17 protein-coding genes, 1 tRNA gene and 1 pseudogene are annotated in these 18,747 nt (G+C 65.4%); 8 read left to right on the plus strand and 11 right to left on the minus strand.

The window, feature by feature from the left end:
• The first annotated feature begins 145 nt into the window (after positions 1-145).
• Together R5W23_RS29840 and R5W23_RS32840 are read left to right on the plus strand one after the other, a co-directional pair.
• Complete coding sequence (locus R5W23_RS29840; RefSeq protein ID WP_320689537.1) at positions 146-544, plus strand: hypothetical protein; 399 nt, start codon at positions 146-148, stop codon at positions 542-544.
• Between the two features lie 462 nt (positions 545-1,006).
• Positions 1,007-2,005, plus strand: a pseudogene (locus R5W23_RS32840) (tyrosine-type recombinase/integrase); the annotation flags it as partial.
• A 236-nt stretch (positions 2,006-2,241) separates the two neighbouring features.
• Here the strand turns inward: R5W23_RS32840 and R5W23_RS29845 are convergent.
• Positions 2,242-2,315 (minus strand) — tRNA-Arg (locus tag R5W23_RS29845).
• A gap of 830 nt (positions 2,316-3,145) precedes the next feature.
• Here R5W23_RS29845 and R5W23_RS29850 point away from each other — a divergent pair.
• The 3 genes from R5W23_RS29850 to R5W23_RS29860 all read left to right on the plus strand — a co-directional run bounded on the left by R5W23_RS29850 (position 3,146) and on the right by R5W23_RS29860 (position 8,201).
• The gene (locus R5W23_RS29850; RefSeq protein WP_326522222.1) at positions 3,146-5,503 is read left to right on the plus strand and encodes an Ig-like domain-containing protein; all 2,358 of its coding nucleotides are present in this window, start codon (positions 3,146-3,148) and stop codon (positions 5,501-5,503) included.
• An 815-nt stretch (positions 5,504-6,318) separates the two neighbouring features.
• Entirely contained in the window at positions 6,319-7,281 is a 963-nt protein-coding gene (locus R5W23_RS29855; protein ID WP_320689539.1) for a hypothetical protein, read from the plus strand.
• A 20-nt stretch (positions 7,282-7,301) separates the two neighbouring features.
• Complete coding sequence (locus R5W23_RS29860) at positions 7,302-8,201, plus strand: DUF1559 domain-containing protein (RefSeq protein WP_320689540.1); 900 nt, start codon at positions 7,302-7,304, stop codon at positions 8,199-8,201.
• A 211-nt stretch (positions 8,202-8,412) separates the two neighbouring features.
• On the opposite strand, the gene R5W23_RS29865 is transcribed toward R5W23_RS29860, so the two are convergent.
• The 10 genes from R5W23_RS29865 to R5W23_RS29910 form a co-directional block, all read right to left on the minus strand.
• Positions 8,413-8,679, minus strand: a complete 267-nt coding sequence (locus R5W23_RS29865; protein WP_320689541.1) for a hypothetical protein — start codon at positions 8,677-8,679, stop codon at positions 8,413-8,415.
• Positions 8,680-9,243: 564 nt separating this feature from the next.
• Complete coding sequence (gene thpR, locus R5W23_RS29870; protein ID WP_320689542.1) at positions 9,244-9,819, minus strand: RNA 2',3'-cyclic phosphodiesterase; 576 nt, start codon at positions 9,817-9,819, stop codon at positions 9,244-9,246.
• Positions 9,820-10,118: 299 nt separating this feature from the next.
• Positions 10,119-11,105 carry an adenosine kinase gene (locus R5W23_RS29875; RefSeq protein ID WP_320689543.1) on the minus strand — a complete coding sequence of 329 codons (987 nt, stop codon included), beginning with the start codon at positions 11,103-11,105 and terminating at the stop codon, positions 10,119-10,121.
• Positions 11,102-11,512, minus strand: a complete 411-nt coding sequence (locus R5W23_RS29880; RefSeq protein ID WP_320689544.1) for a type II toxin-antitoxin system PemK/MazF family toxin — start codon at positions 11,510-11,512, stop codon at positions 11,102-11,104. Before R5W23_RS29880 ends, R5W23_RS29875 begins: the two co-directional genes overlap by 4 nt.
• A gap of 6 nt (positions 11,513-11,518) precedes the next feature.
• Positions 11,519-11,995: a hypothetical protein gene (locus R5W23_RS29885; RefSeq protein ID WP_320689545.1), complete on the minus strand. Its 477-nt coding sequence runs from the start codon at positions 11,993-11,995 to the stop codon at positions 11,519-11,521.
• Between the two features lie 23 nt (positions 11,996-12,018).
• The gene (locus tag R5W23_RS29890) at positions 12,019-13,599 is read right to left on the minus strand and encodes a glutamate--tRNA ligase (RefSeq protein WP_320689546.1); all 1,581 of its coding nucleotides are present in this window, start codon (positions 13,597-13,599) and stop codon (positions 12,019-12,021) included.
• Between the two features lie 271 nt (positions 13,600-13,870).
• Positions 13,871-14,383, minus strand: a complete 513-nt coding sequence (locus R5W23_RS29895) for a MaoC/PaaZ C-terminal domain-containing protein (protein ID WP_010041765.1) — start codon at positions 14,381-14,383, stop codon at positions 13,871-13,873.
• Between the two features lie 108 nt (positions 14,384-14,491).
• Positions 14,492-14,905 carry an acyl-CoA thioesterase gene (locus R5W23_RS29900; protein WP_261186008.1) on the minus strand — a complete coding sequence of 138 codons (414 nt, stop codon included), beginning with the start codon at positions 14,903-14,905 and terminating at the stop codon, positions 14,492-14,494.
• A 33-nt stretch (positions 14,906-14,938) separates the two neighbouring features.
• A complete protein-coding gene (locus R5W23_RS29905; protein WP_320689547.1) occupies positions 14,939-15,073 on the minus strand; it encodes a hypothetical protein in 135 nt (44 codons plus the stop codon).
• Between the two features lie 93 nt (positions 15,074-15,166).
• Positions 15,167-15,289: a hypothetical protein gene (locus tag R5W23_RS29910; RefSeq protein WP_320689548.1), complete on the minus strand. Its 123-nt coding sequence runs from the start codon at positions 15,287-15,289 to the stop codon at positions 15,167-15,169.
• Positions 15,290-15,760: 471 nt separating this feature from the next.
• On the opposite strand from R5W23_RS29910, the gene R5W23_RS29915 reads away from it, so the two are divergent.
• From R5W23_RS29915 to R5W23_RS29925, 3 genes are all read left to right on the plus strand, one after another.
• A complete protein-coding gene (locus R5W23_RS29915) occupies positions 15,761-16,225 on the plus strand; it encodes a hypothetical protein (protein ID WP_320689549.1) in 465 nt (154 codons plus the stop codon).
• 265 nt (positions 16,226-16,490) lie between these two features.
• Entirely contained in the window at positions 16,491-17,582 is a 1,092-nt protein-coding gene (locus tag R5W23_RS29920; RefSeq protein WP_320689550.1) for a DNA-methyltransferase, read from the plus strand.
• Entirely contained in the window at positions 17,579-18,481 is a 903-nt protein-coding gene (locus tag R5W23_RS29925) for a NotI family restriction endonuclease (RefSeq protein WP_320689551.1), read from the plus strand. Before R5W23_RS29920 ends, R5W23_RS29925 begins: the two co-directional genes overlap by 4 nt.
• The last annotated feature ends 266 nt before the right edge of the window (positions 18,482-18,747 follow it).

The raw sequence follows: 18,747 nt of genomic DNA on the forward strand, positions 1-18,747 counted from the left end.
CCGCATGTGGGACGCCGTAGCGCAACTGCTCGCCGAAGCCCACGAGGTGGAGTTGGGCCATTGGTGACACACCCGGTGTGCCAGTTCGGCGCACCCGCCCAGTCTTATTGGTTCTGTCTGGTATTTCACACAAGAGGAACCGGTGATGAGTGACCCGTTCGACCTGTCGAAGCTCCGCGAGCCGTCAGAGTTCGAGCGCCCCCGAGCGCGCCCGCCGCGGCACCGGCCCTGGGAAAAGTTCCTCAAGGGGCCGGTCCCGTGGCGGTGGATCGAGGCGGCGGCGCGACTCCCGGGCCAGGCCCTGGCGGTCGGGCTGGTGGCGTGGTACGAGGCCGGGTGCCGGAAGTGCGCGGCCGTACCGCTCAACCTGTCGCGGCTGGTGGTGCCGCGGCGCACCGCCCACCGCGGGCTGTGCGCGTTGGAGCGGGCCGGGCTGGTGTCGGTGGACCGACGCAAGGGGCGCCCGCCGGTGGTGACCCTGCTGCCCGCGCCCGCGGGTCCTTCCGCCGGGGCGCCCGAACGCGCCCGCACCCGGAACGGGTGAGCACCGGAACACTGTCTGTCCCCACCCGTTACTGTGTCCATTCGCCCGCGGGCTCCGTGTACGGGACACCGCGTTGCGGTGGCTCGGAAGGACCCTGACAGACCGAGATCGCGCCCGCCGCGGGCGCCTGCTATACTCCATCAACCTTTGGTCGGCGCGGCGGAACTGCGACCTGAGAACCGCACCCGCCGCGCCGACCGTTCTCAGAAAGGTGCCCCGCTCATGGCCTCGCTGTTCAAGCCCACCCGCCCGTACCCGCTCCCCGCGAACCCCGAGATCGTCACCAAGGACGGCAAACCGCACGTCCGGCTGCGGGAGCGCGGCAAGGCGGTTCTGTATCCGCTCTCCGAAGACGGTAAGCAGTACCTGAAGCCGGCCGCGAAGTGGGCGGCCGACGTGCGGTTCGCCGATGGTACGCGGAAGCGGGTGCGATTCAGCCCGAACCGGGACGCCGCGGCGGTGATGCTCGCCGACCTGCTCAAGAAGATCGAAGCCGAGAAAGCTGGCGTGCGGGACCAGTACGCCGATCACCGCGCTTCACCGCTCGCGGAATTGCTGGTCGCATACAAGCAGTACGTTCTCGACAAAGCGTCGACACTGAAAGAAGCCCAGCAGACCTCACGGCGATGTGAAATCGTGTTCGAGGGCTGCGAGTTCGCTTTGCTCCGTGACCTGGATGCAGAGGCTGCCGAGAAGTGGCTGGCCGAACGTCGTCGAACACCGAAAAAGGAAGGCGGCTTCGGCCCGGCATCGTCGAACCATTACACGAAATCACTCAAGGCGTTCGGTAACTGGCTCGTGAAAACGCGGCGGTGCGCGGAGAACCCGTTCCGACATCTCGTTCGGGTTAACGCAAGCGTGGACGTGCGGCACCAGCGCCGCGCCCTATCGGCAGACGAACTGTCCCGACTGCTCGCTGCGGCACGGACGGGAAAATCGTTTCGTCGGCTCACCGGTCAAGACCGCGCTGCGCTGTACTTGGTTGCGGGGATGACCGGCCTTCGCGCGTCCGAATTGGCGAGCCTGACACCCGCCTCGTTTGCTCTCGACGCGACGACTCCGATTGTTGTGGTCGAAGCTGCGTACTCGAAGCACCGACGGCGCGATGAGGTTCCACTGCATACGGAACTGGTCGCGGAACTGCGGGCTTGGTTGACCACTAAGTCTGTGTCCGAACGGTTGTGGGCCGGCAAATGGGCCGAACACAACGAAGGCAGTGACATGATTCGCCGCGACCTCGAAGTGGCCCGCACCGCATGGGTGAGTGAAGTAGGCGCCGAAGAGGCCGCACGGCGTGAGAGTTCCGATTTCCTCGCCTACCGGAACCGGGAGAACGAAGTAGCCGATTTCCATTCCTTGCGGCACACGTTCATTACCAACTTGGTAAGCGCGGGAGTCGCACCACAGGACGCGAAGGAACTGGCCCGCCACTCCACAATTACGCTGACGATGGATCGGTACGCGCACGTCAACCTCCAGAACACCGCCGCGGCCGTGGCTCGTTTAGCGCTTCCCGGGCAGAGCGCATCCGGTCGTCGGGAGCAGCAGGGAGCAGCAACGGGAGCAGCAGAAGGCGAGAAGGGGCGAAAACCATCGGAAGCGGCTGAGGAAGTAAGTGAAATCGCTCAGCCGCTCAAAATGCTTGAAAACAAGGCAAACGAGGACGAACGAGAGGGGACGGGACTGGAAGAGGAAAGTACGCCCGGTGGGAGTCGAACCCACACGCTTCCGCTTAGAAGGCGGATGCTCTGTCCAGTTGAGCTACGGGCGCACGCGGCTTAATGTCCAGCAGATTCCGCACGTCTCCGACATCGCCGTAACCACGGCACCACACCCGAAATTACACCCGGGGCACCGAAACGCCCCGGACGGTGCCCGCCCCGAAGAAGTCGGAGCCGAAACCGCCGTACCCGACTCCCGTTGTTCTACCACCAGACCGGTCAATGGGCCAAAAAGGTTCGCGGCAAACGCCATCTTCGGCACCGACCCGGACGCGGCACGCGCGGAGCACCTCGGCCAGCGGGAACATGTCCGTTCACCGCCCGCACGCGTGCGGAGGGCGTTGCGGAAGCCCTCGCCCTTCGCCAGGACGAGATCGACGGCCCAGCACCCGCGGACGTGAGCGCCCTTCGGGTAGCGGTGCCGTCAAACGGGGGTGGCGTGCGCGCCCAGCGACCAGCAGCGGTCGGGCGCGACGAGGGGGCGGGCTCGCGGGGGCGGTGGGCGACCTTGCTCCGCGCCGATGGGCATCTCGTCGTCGAGTTCCACACCGGCGGAACTGGGGCCGGCGCCCTCGGACCATCCCCGTCCGGCCGGGGCCGCGGAGGGTGTTGTCGGGCTCGTGCCGCCGTCGCCGGGTGGCCGGCGGATCGCCCCTCACCGGGTGGTGCGCGGGTGCCGGGACGTGTCGGCCGTGGTTCCGGCGGACGGCGCATCGCGGGTGAACGAATAAGACTAAGTGAGCCGAATTTAATCCGGAATTTTTCGTTGACACGGCGGACTGGCAACTGCTAATTTCAGGCGGCTTAACAAATCTCCCGTGAATGGAATATACATTTGTAATATTGTCTTTCTCTAGCTGGTCGCTCTCGGCGGAGAATTATGAAACTTCGGCCACTGCCTTACTCGGTCGTTTCAAGACTTCTCGGCGCGGCCCTTTGCGCGGCGGGACTTCTCAAAGGGCATGAACTCGCCGTGGAGGGCGGCGCGCCCAGTGGCCCCGAGGGCGTCATCTCGGTTGGTTCGGTCTTCTCAGAGACGTTGTTCGGGGTGTGGCTCGTCCTCGGCTTGTGGCCGCGCGTGTCGTGGTGGCTGGCGGCCGGATGCTTCGTCGCCTTTCTCGGCGTCGCGCTGGATAAGGCGGTCGCGGGGCACACGTCCTGCGGGTGCTTCGGGCGGGTCGTCGTGCCGCCGTGGTACACGGTCGCGTTCGATGCGGCGGCGATCCTGCTGCTGGCCCTGTGTGCCGCAGGGGTTTCCGTCGGGCCGAGCGTCGCGGGGCGGCGCTGGCGCGTCGCGGCGCTCGCGGTCACCGGACTCGGGCTGAGCGTCGGGCTCGCCGGTGCGTTTCGGTCCGCCCCACGTTCCTTCGGCGGCGAACAGGTGCTCGCCGAAGGCGAAACGATTCGCCTGAGCCCCGACGAGTGGCTCGGTCATTCGTTCCCCTTGGCTCAATACATCGACGGCGGCGACCGGTTAACGAGCGGCGAGTGGGTGGTGATGTTTTACCACGCCGACTGCCCGAAGTGTCAGAGCGCGCTGCCGCTCTACGTGGGGCTGGCGCGACAGCTGGCGGACGCGTCGAGCCGAACGCGCGTCGCGCTCGTTGAAATGCCACCGTTCACTGAACGTGAAACGCGGCCCGCCGGCCGGGACGCGGCGTTCTTTCAAGCCCGGCTCTCGGCCCGGCACCGCTGGGTGCTCAACCCGCCGCTCTTCCTGCTCCTCAAGGACGGGATCGTCACGAAGGCGACGAACTCCCCCGCCGTACTGCTCCAAGAGGTCGGGACGGTAATCGCTCTATCCGATGAGGCGATTGATTCCCCGCGCTTGTTCCCCGACTATCGCCGAATTCGGCGCGAGGCGTTCTTAAAGGAAATCGCGTGTGGGCCGCTCGCGTTGATCGCCGTTTTCGACGCTTTGGGAGTGCCCGTCACTCCGGCCGAGGCGGACCAACTGATCGGGGAAGCCGGGAACGAGGGCATCGACCTTCTCCGGCTCAAGCAGTTGGCCGAGGCGCGTGGCCTCCACACGCTCGGCGTGGAGGTCAGCCCTGACAAGCTGAAGCGCATGGGGCACAAGGCGATCGTTCGGCTGAACAAGGTCGGGTTCGCGGCCGTGACGGGGTTCGTCCCGGACGGCGTGCTGGTTTCGCAACCGCTCCGCGCGCCAGGCGCGGTTCCCGAGTCGGTGTTTGAGCGAATGTTCGGTCAAGAAGGGGTGGCGCTCCTCGTGTCCCGCACGCCGCTCGACCGGAGCGAACTGGGGCTCGGCCCGGACGAGACGGCGGGCGGCGGCAAGCAAGGCCCCCGCATTCGCTTGTCGAGAAGTTTGGTCACCGCCGGGCGAATTCACCTGAGCAACTGGCAGGCGGAACTGACGATCACGAACGACGGAACCGCGCCGCTCGTCATTAACGAGATTGAGGCCGACTGCCGGTGCTTCAGCGCCGCCGCCGACGCGAAGGAAATACCTCCCGGCGGGAGCACCAAGCTCCGCGTGCGCGGCACGGAGACGCGGCTCGGGAGCTTCACCTACAGCCTGACCCTGCGCACCAATCAGTTACCCACCGGCACGGTAACGGTCCCCGTGCGGGGGTACTTGGAGCAACCGGTCGGCTTTGAGACCCCCGCCCTGCAACTCCGCGACCGGTTGCCGAATCGGCCGGTCGCGTGCGAGGTCGGCCTCGACATTCCCCCGACACTTCGCCCGGAACAGTTGCGGGTCGAAGTTCCGGCCGGGGCGCCTTTGACGGCTGACGTTCGACCGACCGCCGCGGGGCGCCACGCCCTTGTGGTTCGCTCCGCGGGTGTGCCGACGGTGGGTTGGCACCGCTGGCAGATCAAGGTGTTTGCCGACAAGGCGGAGCAAAAGTTGGCGTCGTCGTTTCACCTCGCCGTCGAAGTGATGCCCGAGATCGATTTGTCCGTCCCGAGTGCCCACGTCCCCGATTCGGAACTGGACCGGGAGTGGAGCCGTAAGGTCGTCGCAAAGGTCCACACCGGCGTGGCCGCGGCCGGGGGCTGGAACGTGGCGTGGCGGGACCCCAAGCTGCACGACGTGCTCGCGATCCAGCAGGCCGGAGGCGGCGACACGCTGTCGATCACCTTGAAGCCGACGGGGGCGGCCCCCCGCCACCGCGGGCGGGCCGAGTTGGTCGTCGAGACCGCGGGGGTCCAGCGGGTCTTTCACTTGTACCTCGGCGATGCGGCGTTTGGGGCCGAAGGAACGCGCGAGTAACCTCGCCGGCGGGGCCGGTGGTCGGTGAGGTGCGAACGGTTCGGGCACCGCCGGCACTCACGATTGAGAGGATGCGAGACATGAATGCGCCTGTGAAAATCCGGTGGTCGCGCACGACGGCGCGGGCGCTGGGCGTGGTCGGTGCCCTTCTGGCCCTCGGGGCTCTGCTCTCGTCCCCGCGCGCGAGCGCTCGCCCCGAAGGGCGCGCCCTGTCGGCCGTCGAACTCGCGGGCATTTTCGGCGACGCGCCCGCGCCGGCGGGCAGCGATCCGTGCAAGAAGTCCTACGCGTGTAACGACTCGTTCGTCGAGGGCGCTTCGGACTGTGCCCGTTGCGAGAAAACGGACGCCCGCCTCATGTGCTGCCCCTTGGGCACAGGGACCCAATGCGATTACAGCGGGGCATCCGTGTGCCAAAATAACAAACGGTACGTCGGCACTATCAGCGGGGGGGCCGGAACGTGTGGCTCCTGCACGTCGGCAAATCAGGTGCAGTCCGGAACGTGCGCGACGCTCCGGGATGCCGGCAGCGGTGCCGGCCCCTGCCCCTGACGATCGAACCGCCGGCCCCGCCGGGGAGGGGCATTCTCCCCGGCACTCTCAGATCGTTTCTCCGTCCCCACAAAAATCATGCGCCTGACACCTCGTCCGCACCGCGCCATCTGGATCGCCCTCTGCCTCACGAGTTGGGGGGCGGGGGCGGTTTCGGAAGCCCGCGCTCAACCCCCGCGCCGGATCACACGAGAGTCACTCGTTCGGCGGTTGCGGTATGAAGAAGGGCTGCTCAGGTCGGCCGAGGCGAGTTTCGAAGTCACCATGACGCCGACGCGGCCCGAGATGATTCCGGTCATTCAAGAGGTGTGGCGGTCGCGCGGGGCGCCGGGGGAGGCCGGGCATTTCATCATTTCAGAAGGGTTTGCGAAATCCAATAGCTACAAGGCTCGGTGGTGGCGTAAGGGGGAAAAAGAGCGCATCGAGACCTTCCGACCGGAAGACGACGAGCGGTCGGCGCAACCGGCGATCAAGGCGTTCGACGGCCAGTTCGTTCGCACGGTGGACCAGAACCCGGACAAGACGATCGGCTCGGTGCGATCCGTCGAAGGTGCCGGTTGGAACGCGATGAACCGCACCCACCCCTTCTCCTTCACCCATTACTACCAGAACACACCGTACTCCGAGATCGTCGAGCGCGGAGCGGGGTTCACGGCGACCGACGCCGACGTCGGCGGGAAACCCGGGACGCGGGTCTTCGTTCATCACCCCAGAGAGGACTACCGCACCCGGTTTGTCTTGTTGTTCGATTCAAATTCCCAGCTCGTTGAGCGGCGGCTGATTACGAAGCTGGGCCGGGACAAAGACTTTCGGGTGTACGAGATACACCACTTCAGTGACTACGCGGTGATCGACAACCCGACGGGCGACCCGGTCCGGATGCCGATGCGCGTCAAGCAGCGCAGCGTTTGTGGCGAGCACCCGCCGGGGACGTTCGCCGAATACTGGACCGAAGACGTTAACGTTACCCGCTTGGTGCTGAACGGCGACATCCCGGACAAGACGTTCGATTTGAGCATCCCGGCCAAGGCCGAGACCTACGACGGGGTGGGCGGGCACGGGTGGCTCGCGCCCGGGGAGCAGCCCGGTTATCTCTTGTCGGAAGACGCGAAGGCGAAAACGCGCTGGCTGACGTGGGTGGGAGTCGCACTGGGCGCTCTCGTCATCCTTGCGGGTGCGGTTTACGCCCGCAAGAGGGCCGGGCGGGCGGAAGCGACCCAGGTGTGACCGTACCGCGGAGGACCGTCATGCTGCGCGCGCGCCCCCGGCCCGGGTTCTCGCTCGTTGAACTGCTGGTGGCACTTGCCGTTATCGCGGTGCTCATCGGCCTACTCCTTCCTGCGGTCCAAAAGGCGCGCGGGGCGGCGGCGCGGGCGAAATGCCAGAACAACTTGAAGCAGATCGGTTCGGCGCTCCACCAGTACCACGACACCGAACGGCGCTTCCCCACCGGTCTCAGCGGGGCGACCGGCGGGAGCAACCGCCCGTACCTCGGGTGGTTGGCCCGCACGCTCCCGTGGCTCGAACAAGGCCCCCTCTGGGAGCAGGTCGAACGGGCCTTTGCCACGGACCTCGATCCGGCGAAGTTCTACGGGCACGCGCCGCACGCGCAACTGTCGGCGACGCCGGTCAGACACTTTGCTTGCCCCTCCGACCCGCGAGCCCCCGGGCCGGCGGTGGCCCCCGGGGCGATCGCGGTCGCGTTCACCTCGTATCTCGGCGTCGAGGGGACGGACCAGTACAAGAACGATGGGCTCCTGTACCTCGACTCCCGGACCACCATCGCGGACGTTTCGGACGGGGCGAGCAACACGTTGCTCGCGGGAGAGCGCCCGCCGCCGCCGGACAACCGGTTGGGCTGGTGGTACCGGGGGTGGGGGCAAAACAAGGACGGGTCCGCCGAGATGCTGCTGGGAGTACGCGAGCGGAACACGTCAGAAGCGTATTGCCCGCCCGGCCCCTACCGGTTCGCGGGCGGGAACTTCGATCTCCAGTGCGACGCGTTCCATTTCTGGTCCACCCACGCCGGCGGTGCGAACTTCGCCTTCTGCGACGGGAGCGTCCGCTTCCTCAGCTACGCGGCCGATGACATCCTCCCCGCTCTCGCCACGCGGTCCGGTGGCGAGGTGGTTACCGTTCCCGACTGATTGGGTCTTTACAGGCCGCTTTTCGACACCCCACGCCGGGAGACCGTTCGGGGCGGATGCACCAATGAACCAGACAACAGTTGCACAAATGGAACGTCGGCCCTTGCGAGCGACACCGCAGATGGGTTCGTGTGGTGGGGGGCATCGCGGAAGCCCTCAGCACACGGCCGAGGCTGTTTGTAACGTTTGAAAACGAGCCGCGACCGCCTGCTTAACTCTTCCCCAGGACGAGATCGACCACCCAGCACCCGCGGACGTGAATGCCCTTCGGGTCGCGGCAGTGGTCGAGCACGTCGCCGTTGTCGCACCCAGCGTCCTGAAGGGCGTCCGCGAGAATCGGCATCGCGCCGAAGTCGCGTGAGTCGTACATGCCCTGAGCAAGTGATAAGGCGGTGTCCGTGCGCCAGGACGGGGAGAAGGTGACCGGGCGAAAAGGGTTTCCGAAGATGTCTCGGACCAGCGCGACCTGACGCGTCATTTCAACATTCTCCAAACTGCGTGCGCGGTATGCAAACCGCACACGAGCCGCCGTTCGGTGAAGTTGAGTAAAGCGACGGAAATCACTCGCCCAATACACCGCCCATGCCGCGTGTTGGCTCTCCGATCCATCCGGAAGCTGATCTTTCGCCTTGGATACGGCGCTTTGCAAAGTCATTAATTCATCCCGCTGTATCGCACCATCAGCAAATGATTCGCACGCCAGTAGTGCGCCTTCAAATGGTTCGTCTTTAAGAAAATGCAGCACACCGCGAGCGCAGGCACACGCCCACAATCGACGCTTTCTTGTGTCACCGCAAAGGGGGAGCATTTCCTCTGCGTCTCCACCCGTGAGCCATTCCGCTTCCGTCATCGCTTACCCTCGGGCGCTCTCAGCATGACCGGTTTTGGCGTACTGTTACGGAATTTGTAGCGCGAGCTTGGGCGGGCGGAGGGGCACCGCACGGGTCGGTAACCGGGGGGTGATTCCCGGTTGCGGCCATCGGCCGCAGAAGTGGCGGAACAGACGAGGCGCGCCGGCGTGAACCTTCGCTGCGCGCCGGGGTCACTGTCCGGCCAGCGGGGCACGGCCCACGACCGTGTACACCGGGCCGTCGGAGTTCAGCTCGCTGTCGTAGACCAGCACTTCGTCCACCATCACCCGACCGCCCTGCCACGCGGTCCGCTTGGGCAACTCGGCCGCCACCGCAACCGCGGCCTCCGGGGTGTTGACCCGTCCCAACGTCAGGTGCGGCGTGTACCCGCGCTCTTCCGACCGGTAGCCGCCCAGCGCCAGCATCTTCTCTTCGAGGGCCGTGTGCAGCCGCCGCAAAACGTCGGCGCCGTCCGTGACGCCCGCCCACACCACCTTCGGGCGGCGGGCGTTGGGGAACACGCCCAGCCCCGACACCCGCAGCGAGAACGACGGCTCCGCGCGCGCGGCCGTCGCGACCGCTTTGCAGACGGCGTGCAGCTCGCGGTCGTCCACGTCGCCCAGGAACAGCAGCGTGACGTGCATGCTCTCGGGCGTCACCCACTTCACCCCCGGGTCCACCTTCGCGAGCTCCTTTTGGAGCGCCTTCGCGCTCCCGCGGATCGCGTCGCCGATGTCGATGCCGATGAACGTCCGTCTGCGTGCCATACGTTTGGTATTCAGCCGTTGGTGGTTGGTGTTGAGAACGGGTGGACGGTCGCGGCCCCGCCCCGGCCCACGCGGGCCTCGTGCTGACGAAGGCCGGTTTTGACAGGATCAACAGGATCGACCGGATGAAGACAGATCGGTTTGAAATCTGGTCGGTCCTGTTGATCCTGTCACACTCTTCTGGGCTTCTCGATCGAGCTTCGGCGCACGCGCCGCTCCGAACGGAATTCGTTTCGCCGCGTGTCTTGAGCTGCCGGTGTTGGGCCGCTCCACTCGCACCGAGCTTCGGCGCCCGCCCGTTACACACACGCTTCCGCCCAGAACTGTTTCGCCCCGTGGTGCAGGCGGGCGCCGATCTGGGTGATGACCTTCATGGCCAGGAAGTTCGCCGCCCGCGCCGCCGTCTCGGCCGGGACGCCGTGCGTGACCCCGTACAGGAACGCGCCCGCGAACATGTCGCCGGCCCCGGTCAGGTCCGCCGGCTGGCACGGGAACGCCGGGACGTGGCACTCCGAGCCGTGGTACCGCACGAACGCCCCGTTCGGGCCGTCGGTGACGACCGCGTTGGGCACGAGCGCCTTCAGGTTCTCGAACGCCGCCGCGGCACCGCTCCCGCCCGCGACGGCCACCGCCTCGGTCGCGTTGCAGAACAGCAGATCGCTTTGCGCGAGGGCGGCGCGGAACGCGTCGCCGAACACCTGCGGGACGAACGCGTCCGAGCAGGTGAGCGCGACCTTGGTGCCGTTCGCCTTGGCGGCCTGAAGGGCCTCGCGGATGGCGAGCTGCCCGGTCGCCGGGTTCGCGAAGATGTACCCTTCGACGAACAGCCACTCGCTCGCCGCGATCTTGCCGGCCGGGACGTGCCGGTCGGCCAGGTGGCTCGACACCGCCAGGCAGGTGCGCATGGTGCGCTCGGCGTCCGGCGTGATGATGCTCACGCACGTGCCGGTCGTCTCGCCCACCAGCGGCGGGTTGGTGAAGTCGATGGCGAGTTCGGAGAACTCTTCCTTGTAGTGCAGCCCGTACCGGTCGTCGCCGACGCACCCGATGAACGCGCCCCGCCCGCCGAGTTGCGAGCACGCGATGACCGAGTTCGCGACGCTCCCGCCGCTGACCAGCCGCGGCTCGCGCTGGCGGAACGCCCCGAGCAGCTTCTGCTGCTCGTCGCGCTCGGTGAGGCGCATCGTGCCCCGCTCGAACCCGAGCGGGCCGAACTCCTCCTCGCTCAGCTCCACGAGGATGTCGACCAGCGAGTTGCCGAGGCCGATGAGGTCGAATTCTTTCATGAGTCTGATTCGGTCGCGGGCGGTTCGGGTGGCGGCGCCGCGCGGCCCGTTCGCAACGCGGCGACGATTTCCAGGATACGAGCCATCGGCGCGAACGGCACAGTGCCGCCGAGGTCGTTCGGCCCGACCGACGCGACCGGGAGCCTCACCAGCCAGGTACACACGACCACGGCCCGCCGGTTCAGCTTGGTCCGCGGGTGGCCGTCGCGGTGCCAGGGCAGTTCGACCGACACGTCCGCCGGGGACTGATCGAGTTGCGTGCTCAGAGCTGCGACGACGATCTCACCACCGGGTTCGATTTCGGCGGTCGGGGTGAGCACAACCGCCGGGCGCCGTTTCGGGTTGCGGCCCTGCGGGTCGAGGAGTTCGACCCACACGATGCGGCCTTGTTGGAGGGGCGAACTCACGGCGGCTCACTCCGGCGTCGTGAGCGCGTTGTGATCCTCATCGAACCACGCTTGCGGCGGTCGGTGGGTCGCCGCAAGCGTTTTAAGCTGTTCGTTCGACGGCGAAACCCGTTCGAGCAGGATCGCCTCAAGGTCGTCGATCGTCTGCCACCGCGGGAACAGCGCGTCGTAATGCTTCTGAACCGTGTCGCGCGTCCGCTTGATGGAGTCGGTGAGCTCGGCCTCCAGGGCCTGTTCCGGGACGTGGTTCAACAGCATGAGGTACCCGTCGAGAATCTTGAGGTGGCCGAGCAAGATTCCCTGGTAGTTGTCGCGCGCGGCGTGGAGCTCTTCCGCCGAGCCGTTCTGAACGGCTTGCGAGCAGGCATCGGCCCAGGCCTCGGTCAGCTCGCGTGCGGTCCGCTCGTGCACGTACCACGAGCGCTCAAAAAGAGGGCGCATGGGGAACGGCCCTGCGAGTTCGCGCAACATCGGCGTGACCATCCCCGGCCCTCCCTCGGTTCAGTTTACGTCATTTTGAGCGCGCCCTCAATGCGCGAGAGCACCTTCTCGCGGCCGAGCAGCGCGAGCGTTTCCGGCAGGCTGAAGCCCGTGGTCTCGCCGGTCACCGCGACGCGCACCGGGCCGTCGAGGTCCTTGGGCTTCACCCCGAGCTTCGTCGCGAACGCCATGAAGCCCGCGAGCAGCGTCGGCGCGTCGAACGGCTCGACGCCCTTCAGCTCCTCGGCGTAGGCCCGGAGCCGGTCGGCGGCGCCCGGCTTCGCGAGCTTGTCGGCCACCGCCTTCGGGTTGTACTCGATCGCGTCCTTGACGAGCGGGGCCGCGTAGAACACGAAGTCCGACAGCAGCTTGATCCGGTCCGCGGACGCCTCGGCGATCTTCAGCAGCAGCTCGCGGGTCGCGTCCGGGAGCGGGTCGCCGATCAGCTTCGCCCGCCGCAGGTACGGCAGCGACCGCTCCAGCTTCTCGGCCGGCGAGAGCAGCTTCATGTACTCCGTCTGGAGCCACATGAGCTTCTTCTCGTCGAAGTTGCCGGGGGCCTTCGTCACCCGGTCCAGGCTGAAGTTCTTGACCGCCACGTCGAGCGGGATGAACTCGTCGGTGTCGTTCAGCGACCAGCCCAGGCGCAGCAGGTAGTTGACCAGCGCCGCCGGCAGGTACCCCAGCGCCCGGTAGTACGCGACCGTCGCGATGTTCAGGTCGTCGCGGCCCTTGATCTCGTCGTCGGTCCACCCGCACGCCTTCAGGGCGCCGATCTCGATCGCGGAGAGCGGCGGGAGCTTCCGCTTGCTCATCTTCTCGCCCTTGTAATAGACGAGCGGGATGTGCCCAAACTCGGGCGGCTTCTTCCCCGGCGCCTGGTGCAGGAGCGCGTTGTAGATGAGCAACTGGACCGGCGTGTTCGACAGGTGCTCCTCGGCGCGGATCACGTGCGTGATGCCGAAATCGATCTCGTCCACCACGGTGGCGAACGCGTACAGCGCCCCGCACACGCCCTTGTCGTTGGGGGCGCGGAGGATGGCCGGGTCGCGGATCGTGTCGGTGCTCACCTCGACGCGGCCCCGCACGTGGTCGTCGAACGCCACCGTCTGCCCGTCCGGCACCTTCAGCAGCACGGGGGCCGGTTTCTCCTTATAGAGGCGCAGGTTCTCCTCGGGCGCCACGTCGCGGTTGCTGCCGCGGTGGACGTACGCCTTCTTCATCCGCTGCGCGATGTCGCGGCGGGAGTCCTGCTCGGCCTGGGTGGTGTAGTCGGGGTAGGCGTGGCCGCTGGCGATCAGGTCCATCGCCGCGGCGACGTACCGATCGTTCCGCTGGCTCTGGAAGTACGGCTTGTGCGGGCCGAAGCTGTCGCCGCTGGCGTCCTTGGTCGGCCCCTCGTCCCAGTCCATGCCGAGCCAGTCGAACCCGTCGAGGATGGGCTGCACGGCTTCGGCCCGGTTGCGGGCGGCGTCGGTGTCGTCGATGCGGAGGACGAACTGCCCGTTGTGGCGCCGCGCGTAGAGCCAGTTAAAGAGCGCGGTGCGCACGCCGCCGATGTGGAGGTAGCCGGTGGGGCTGGGCGCGAATCGTGTGCGAACGGACATAGGGAGCGCGGAGTTCGGAATTCGGATCGCGGAACCGAAGGCCAGGATACGGGAACCGGGGCCGAGGTTCGAGCACGGCCCGGGTTCCTGCCTTCAATTCCGCCTGCCGAATCGCGCGCCCCGCGCGTCCGCATTCGCGGTCTCGCTGCTGGTGCCTGTTGCGGCTGTTGACTTTGTGGCACAGACATTCCTGTCTGTGCGATCTTCTCGCGCCGCACAGACAGGAATGTCTGTGCCACAAGAAACAGACCCGAGCCGCCGGAGCGCGTCCTCAGACGGTCCCGCTGCTGCTCGGGGCGGTGCGGGCGTCGCGGTCGGCGGCCTCGCGGGCCGGCGTGCGGCACTCGACCAGCGTGGACACCTCGCCCTCCTGCACCGTCTTGCCGTCCTGGTTGACGATGGCCCGGTACCAGAGGATCTCGCCGCGGCGCCCGCGGCCGCGGAGGATCTTCTCTTTCACCCGGCTGAGGGTGTGGACGGTGTCGCCGATGAACACCGGCTGGCTGAACTTCCAGTCCACCACCTTGAGCAGCGCGATGGTGCGCATGGGCGGGGCGATGAGGCTCAGCCCACTGGCGATGCAGAACACCGCGAACCCGTGCGCGATCGGCCGCCGGAACGGCGTCCCCTTGGCGAACTCGTGGTCGATGTGGATCGGGTTGAAGTCGCCGCTGAACCCGGCGAAGTTGACGATGTCCCCTTCGGTGACCGTGCGCCCGCCCGAGGTCCACTCCTGGCCCACTTCCAGGTCGTCGAAGTACAGGTGGAACGCGGAAAAGCTCATTGTACGGTCTCACTACCGGGCGGCGCGCGATCAGAATTTGGTATACGCCCGCCGAGACGGCAGAACAAGATGAAGAACCGGCCGGCGCGCGCTTCCCGGTGGCGGGGGTCAGGTTCCGGCCGCCGGGAACAGCTCCACCGGCTTGCGCTCGGGGGTGGAGAGGTCCACGCCGACGAACACCCCCTCCGCGGAGGTGACGTGGACGGTGTCGGCGCCGCGCTCGGCGAACACCTCGACGTGAACGGTCATCGACGTGCGCCCGGTCTTGACCACGTTGGTCTCGAACCGCACCACGTCCCCGACCAGCACCGGCTTCTTGAACTCGACGCGGTTGATGGCGACGGTGACGAACGACGCTTTCGGGTTGCCGCCGCGGAGCTGCAACTCGCGCTGCGCGGTGATCGCCCCCGCGAGGTCGATGTACGAGAGCAGCACGCCCCCGAAGATGGTCCCGTGCCGGTTCGTGTCTTTCGGCATCATGGGGACTTGAATGGCGATGTACGGCTGGTTCGGTTCGGACATGCTCTCACCTGTTCCGGGGACAGTCTGCGGTGTTCATTCCAGCGACGGATCAGATGCGTCCGTCCAGCCGAAACGGATCAACTCGAAATCGTAGTCGATGCTCTCGTCAGCGGTCCAGATGAAGATGTCCTGCCCGCAACGACACACGAATGCTCCAGGAACACGCATCCGCCCGTTCCTTCGGTAGCGGTACACACGACCGCACTCTCCACACTCCAGCGTGTTCTCGTCCGGTTGGTTGTCGCCCATGTTGCCACCCGCTCACCGAAAATTGGTGCTGTAAAGGGTGTATTGACCACCATTCGGCAACGTCCCGAACGAGGAGTGCCCGTAGGCGTCCTTTGGCATCATCACCACTTGCAGGGCGATGTACGGCTCACTCACGGTTGCTCCATGCGAAGGTTGCTTGCTACTCGTTTTCGAGAGCGTCTGGAGTGATTTCTTCCCCTCGCTCTTTAAGTAACTGTCGAAGGGCAATTCTTGCTTCCGGGTAGAGTACCGTCTCGAAATTCGTAAGGCGGTACTTGATCTTCTCAGCCGAAAGTGAGCGGAAACGCGCTTTGTACTCTTCAACCCGCTGAAAGTGGCCGTCTCGCTTACTCATTGCATTACCCCGCCGTGTTCCCGTACAGAAGGTTAGAGTAGCCGATTTGCTGCTGGTAAGTTCTGAACCACTTCAACTGATGTTGCCAAGAACTACGCCCATTTGGGTCCCGTGCCGGTTCGTGTCTTTCGGCATCATCGGGACTTGAATGGCGATGTACGGCTGGTTCGGTTCGGACATGGGGACTCCCGGTGCGGGCGCTGCGGTGGTAAACTGCGGAACCGAACCCGTCGGGACCAGAGGGGGCGCGCGTGACCGGCAGCGACAGAACACGTCAACGGCGTAAGAGCACCGCGCTCGCGGTCATCCTGGGAGCGAGCGTTGTCGGGCTGTGTGCCCTTTGCCCGATCAGCAACGGCCTGCTCCTGCGACCGCTCCTCGCGGCCTTTGACTCCCGGTACGTCCCCGGCCAGATCGAGCCGATGCCCTTCGACCGTGACTTGTGGCGAGCGGGGAACGGTCGCCACCGGGTCGGGATGGCCCGTTACCTTTCTGACAAGAAGCTGCTTGATGGGAAGAGCCGCGCCGAACTGGTGGAGATGCTGGGCGAGCCAGACGTTGACCAACCGAGAGACGAGGGCGTGCGGTGGTTGCTGGGCTTCTACGCCAAAGGCTTGTTCGACGAAACGCTGTGGCTGGAACTGACACTTGGTGAGAAGGGAACGGCTTCCGGTGCGATCGTCAGCGTGAGCTGGGATGACCCAAGAAGGCGATGACTCGAATGCCCCGGCGTGTTTGCTGGAAAATTGTCTTGTTTCGGTTCAGGTATTTCGAGATCATAGATAATTGAATTGCGGTGTACGGCTGGCTCGGATCGGGACATCGGGTTCTCCGGGGCAACCGGTTTGTTCTACGAGCGGCGAGAGCGTTCGGGGTGAGGAGTGAGTTACCCCTTGCCCTGCCGACCTGTCTTTGATTCGACACTGTGTAAATTGTCGGAATTGGCTGAAGTACAGGGCAGGCCAAGTCGAAGAAATCCTAATGCGTACACAAGCACCGCCGTTGACTGCCGAGCAGAATGGGCAAGCATACCGGGCGTACTTCGAAACGTACTGCACCGGACTAGGGACCGAACCACTTTTCCTGTGCGGCGACTCGCTGAAGGTGCTGACGGACCTTCCCCCCGACTCCATTGACTGCGTGATGACCTCACCCCCATACTGGGGTCAGCGGGATTACGGCGGCGGTGGCATCGGGCTGGAAGAGACGTGGCAAGAATACGTCACCAACTTGTCCGCCATCTGCGGGCAGTTAAAGCGGGTGCTGAAGCCGACTGGTTCGTTCTGGCTGAACATCGGAGACGCCTACCAGAACAAGAACCTGCTGGGGCTACCGTGGCGTGTCGCCTTCGCCCTGACGGATGAGCAGGAGTGGGTTCTGCGGAACGACGTGGTGTGGAACAAGGTGAAGGGCGGGATGGACAACGCCACCGACAAACTGCGGAGCAACCACGAGTTCATCTTCCACTTCGTCAAGAAGGCGAAGGGGTACTACTACAACGTGGACGCCGCACGCCACCAACCCCGGCAGTCGAAAGTTGTGGGGGAGCGGGTGGTGTCAGCAACCGGCGTGAGCGGGGTACGGTACCGGCGGCAGATCGAACTCACCACGGCCCTGAACGCCGAGGAGAAGAAGAACGCACTGGTGGCCCTGGAAGCCATCCTGACCGACGTTCGGGAAGAGCGGCTGTCGGACTTCCGAATGATCATCCGGGGCGTGCAGCGTGCGACCCACTCGGACTCGGAAAAGGTGTCGGGCCGGGCACGGGAACTGAAGGAGAAGGGGTACTACTTCCTCAAGTACCATCCCAACGGGGCGAAACTCAGCGACGTGTGGGACATCATGCCCGAAGACACGCAGAAGCGGAAGTCGCACTTCGCGCCGTACCCGGAAGACCTCTGCAAGCTCCCGATCCAGACCACCTGCCCCGAAGGCGGTATCGTGCTTGACCCGTTCGCCGGTACCGGCACCACGAACTACGTCGCCTACACGTCGGGTGTGAAGTCGGTCGGCATCGAGATATCCCCCGAACACATCAAGCACGCCCGCGAGCGGTGCAGGTTGCTTCTATGAACGAAGTGGCTGAACTGTACGGACTGCCGACGGACTACGAACCTGCTGGCCAGACGTGGGCGGGGGTGGTGTCCGCTCAACAATGCCCGTACCTGAACCGGAAGTGCCTGAAGAACCGCAAGAGCGAGCCGGACCGGACCATCGGCACCTGCACGATGACCTATGGGAAGGACTCCAACCCGCTGATGATTTGCCCGTTCCGGCTCCTGGAGCGGCGGCAGATATTCGAGGACTGCAAGCCGCTCGTCACGCTGCACCAACCGGGCAACGAGTGGCACCTCGTGGCGGAACTGGAAGTTCCGGGCGGCAGCGTTGACTACTGTCTCGCGTCCGTTCGGAAGAAGAAGGTGATGGACTTCATCGGCATCGAACTCCAGACGCTCGACTCGACGGGCACGGTCTGGCCGGAGCGACAGCGGTTCCTTCATTCCAAAGGCATCGACGTGCGCGAAGAGGACCGAAAGTCCACCAAGCCATTCGGAATGAACTGGAAGATGACGGCGAAGACGGCACTGGTGCAGATGCACCACAAAATCCAGACCTTCGAGCATCTGTCGAAGAAGTTGGTGCTGGTGCTGCAAGACCACCTGTTGGCCTACATGCGGCAGGAGTTCACCTTCGATCACTTGGTCAACGCGCGTCTGGGCGATCCGATGCACTTCCACTCGTACTCTCTGTGCGAGGAGGATGGCGGGCTGAAGTTGGAACTCGAAGGGCAGTACAGCACCGACACGGCTGGCATCGCCCGGTGCCTAGGGTTGCAGTCGGAGGCGAAGTTGGAACTGGAAGCCATCGTCGCGCTGATCGAGGCGAAGATATCGGACAAGACCTTGATGAGTATCGAGACGCCACCACCCGCACCCAGTCTCGCAGAAAAGGCCACGGAAGAAGAAAGCTGAAGACGGACAACTCGAAGTACACCAGCCCCGGCCGGACCACCGGGGCGTTTTCGTTCGTGGCGGCTCGACATACTGCCATGCCGTCGAATCTTGCGTATTCTCGCATCTCCGAAGACGCCGGCCTCGTGGCCCTATCCGGCACAAAGATTCACCCGCCACTATCCTCTCGAACGACGTGAATACGCTTCGTGACTTCATCTTTGGTACAGCCGGTGCCCCGGCTGTGGTATAAGTCGGGAAGGCAGCCTCCACACGTCACGAGCAGG

The sequence above is a fragment of the Gemmata algarum genome (assembly GCF_034097035.1).
Taxonomy (GTDB): Bacteria; Planctomycetota; Planctomycetia; order Gemmatales; family Gemmataceae; genus Gemmata; species Gemmata algarum.

What these genes read in the sequence shown, in the direction of transcription:
- R5W23_RS29855 (WP_320689539.1), top strand. Translation starts at nt 6,319, where the DNA reads ATGACGCCGACGCGGCCCGAGATGATTCCGGTCATTCAAGAGGTGTGG.
- R5W23_RS29890 (WP_320689546.1), bottom strand. Translation starts at nt 13,599, where the DNA reads ATGTCCGTTCGCACACGATTCGCGCCCAGCCCCACCGGCTACCTCCAC.
- R5W23_RS29885 (WP_320689545.1), bottom strand. Translation starts at nt 11,995, where the DNA reads ATGGTCACGCCGATGTTGCGCGAACTCGCAGGGCCGTTCCCCATGCGC.
- R5W23_RS29905 (WP_320689547.1), bottom strand. Translation starts at nt 15,073, where the DNA reads ATGCGTGTTCCTGGAGCATTCGTGTGTCGTTGCGGGCAGGACATCTTC.
- R5W23_RS29895 (WP_010041765.1), bottom strand. Translation starts at nt 14,383, where the DNA reads ATGAGCTTTTCCGCGTTCCACCTGTACTTCGACGACCTGGAAGTGGGC.
- R5W23_RS29900 (WP_261186008.1), bottom strand. Translation starts at nt 14,905, where the DNA reads ATGTCCGAACCGAACCAGCCGTACATCGCCATTCAAGTCCCCATGATG.
- R5W23_RS29875 (WP_320689543.1), bottom strand. Translation starts at nt 11,105, where the DNA reads ATGAAAGAATTCGACCTCATCGGCCTCGGCAACTCGCTGGTCGACATC.
- thpR (WP_320689542.1), bottom strand. Translation starts at nt 9,819, where the DNA reads ATGGCACGCAGACGGACGTTCATCGGCATCGACATCGGCGACGCGATC.
- R5W23_RS29860 (WP_320689540.1), top strand. Translation starts at nt 7,302, where the DNA reads ATGCTGCGCGCGCGCCCCCGGCCCGGGTTCTCGCTCGTTGAACTGCTG.
- R5W23_RS29850 (WP_326522222.1), top strand. Translation starts at nt 3,146, where the DNA reads ATGAAACTTCGGCCACTGCCTTACTCGGTCGTTTCAAGACTTCTCGGC.
- R5W23_RS29925 (WP_320689551.1), top strand. Translation starts at nt 17,579, where the DNA reads ATGAACGAAGTGGCTGAACTGTACGGACTGCCGACGGACTACGAACCT.
- R5W23_RS29920 (WP_320689550.1), top strand. Translation starts at nt 16,491, where the DNA reads ATGCGTACACAAGCACCGCCGTTGACTGCCGAGCAGAATGGGCAAGCA.
- R5W23_RS29840 (WP_320689537.1), top strand. Translation starts at nt 146, where the DNA reads ATGAGTGACCCGTTCGACCTGTCGAAGCTCCGCGAGCCGTCAGAGTTC.
- R5W23_RS29865 (WP_320689541.1), bottom strand. Translation starts at nt 8,679, where the DNA reads ATGACGCGTCAGGTCGCGCTGGTCCGAGACATCTTCGGAAACCCTTTT.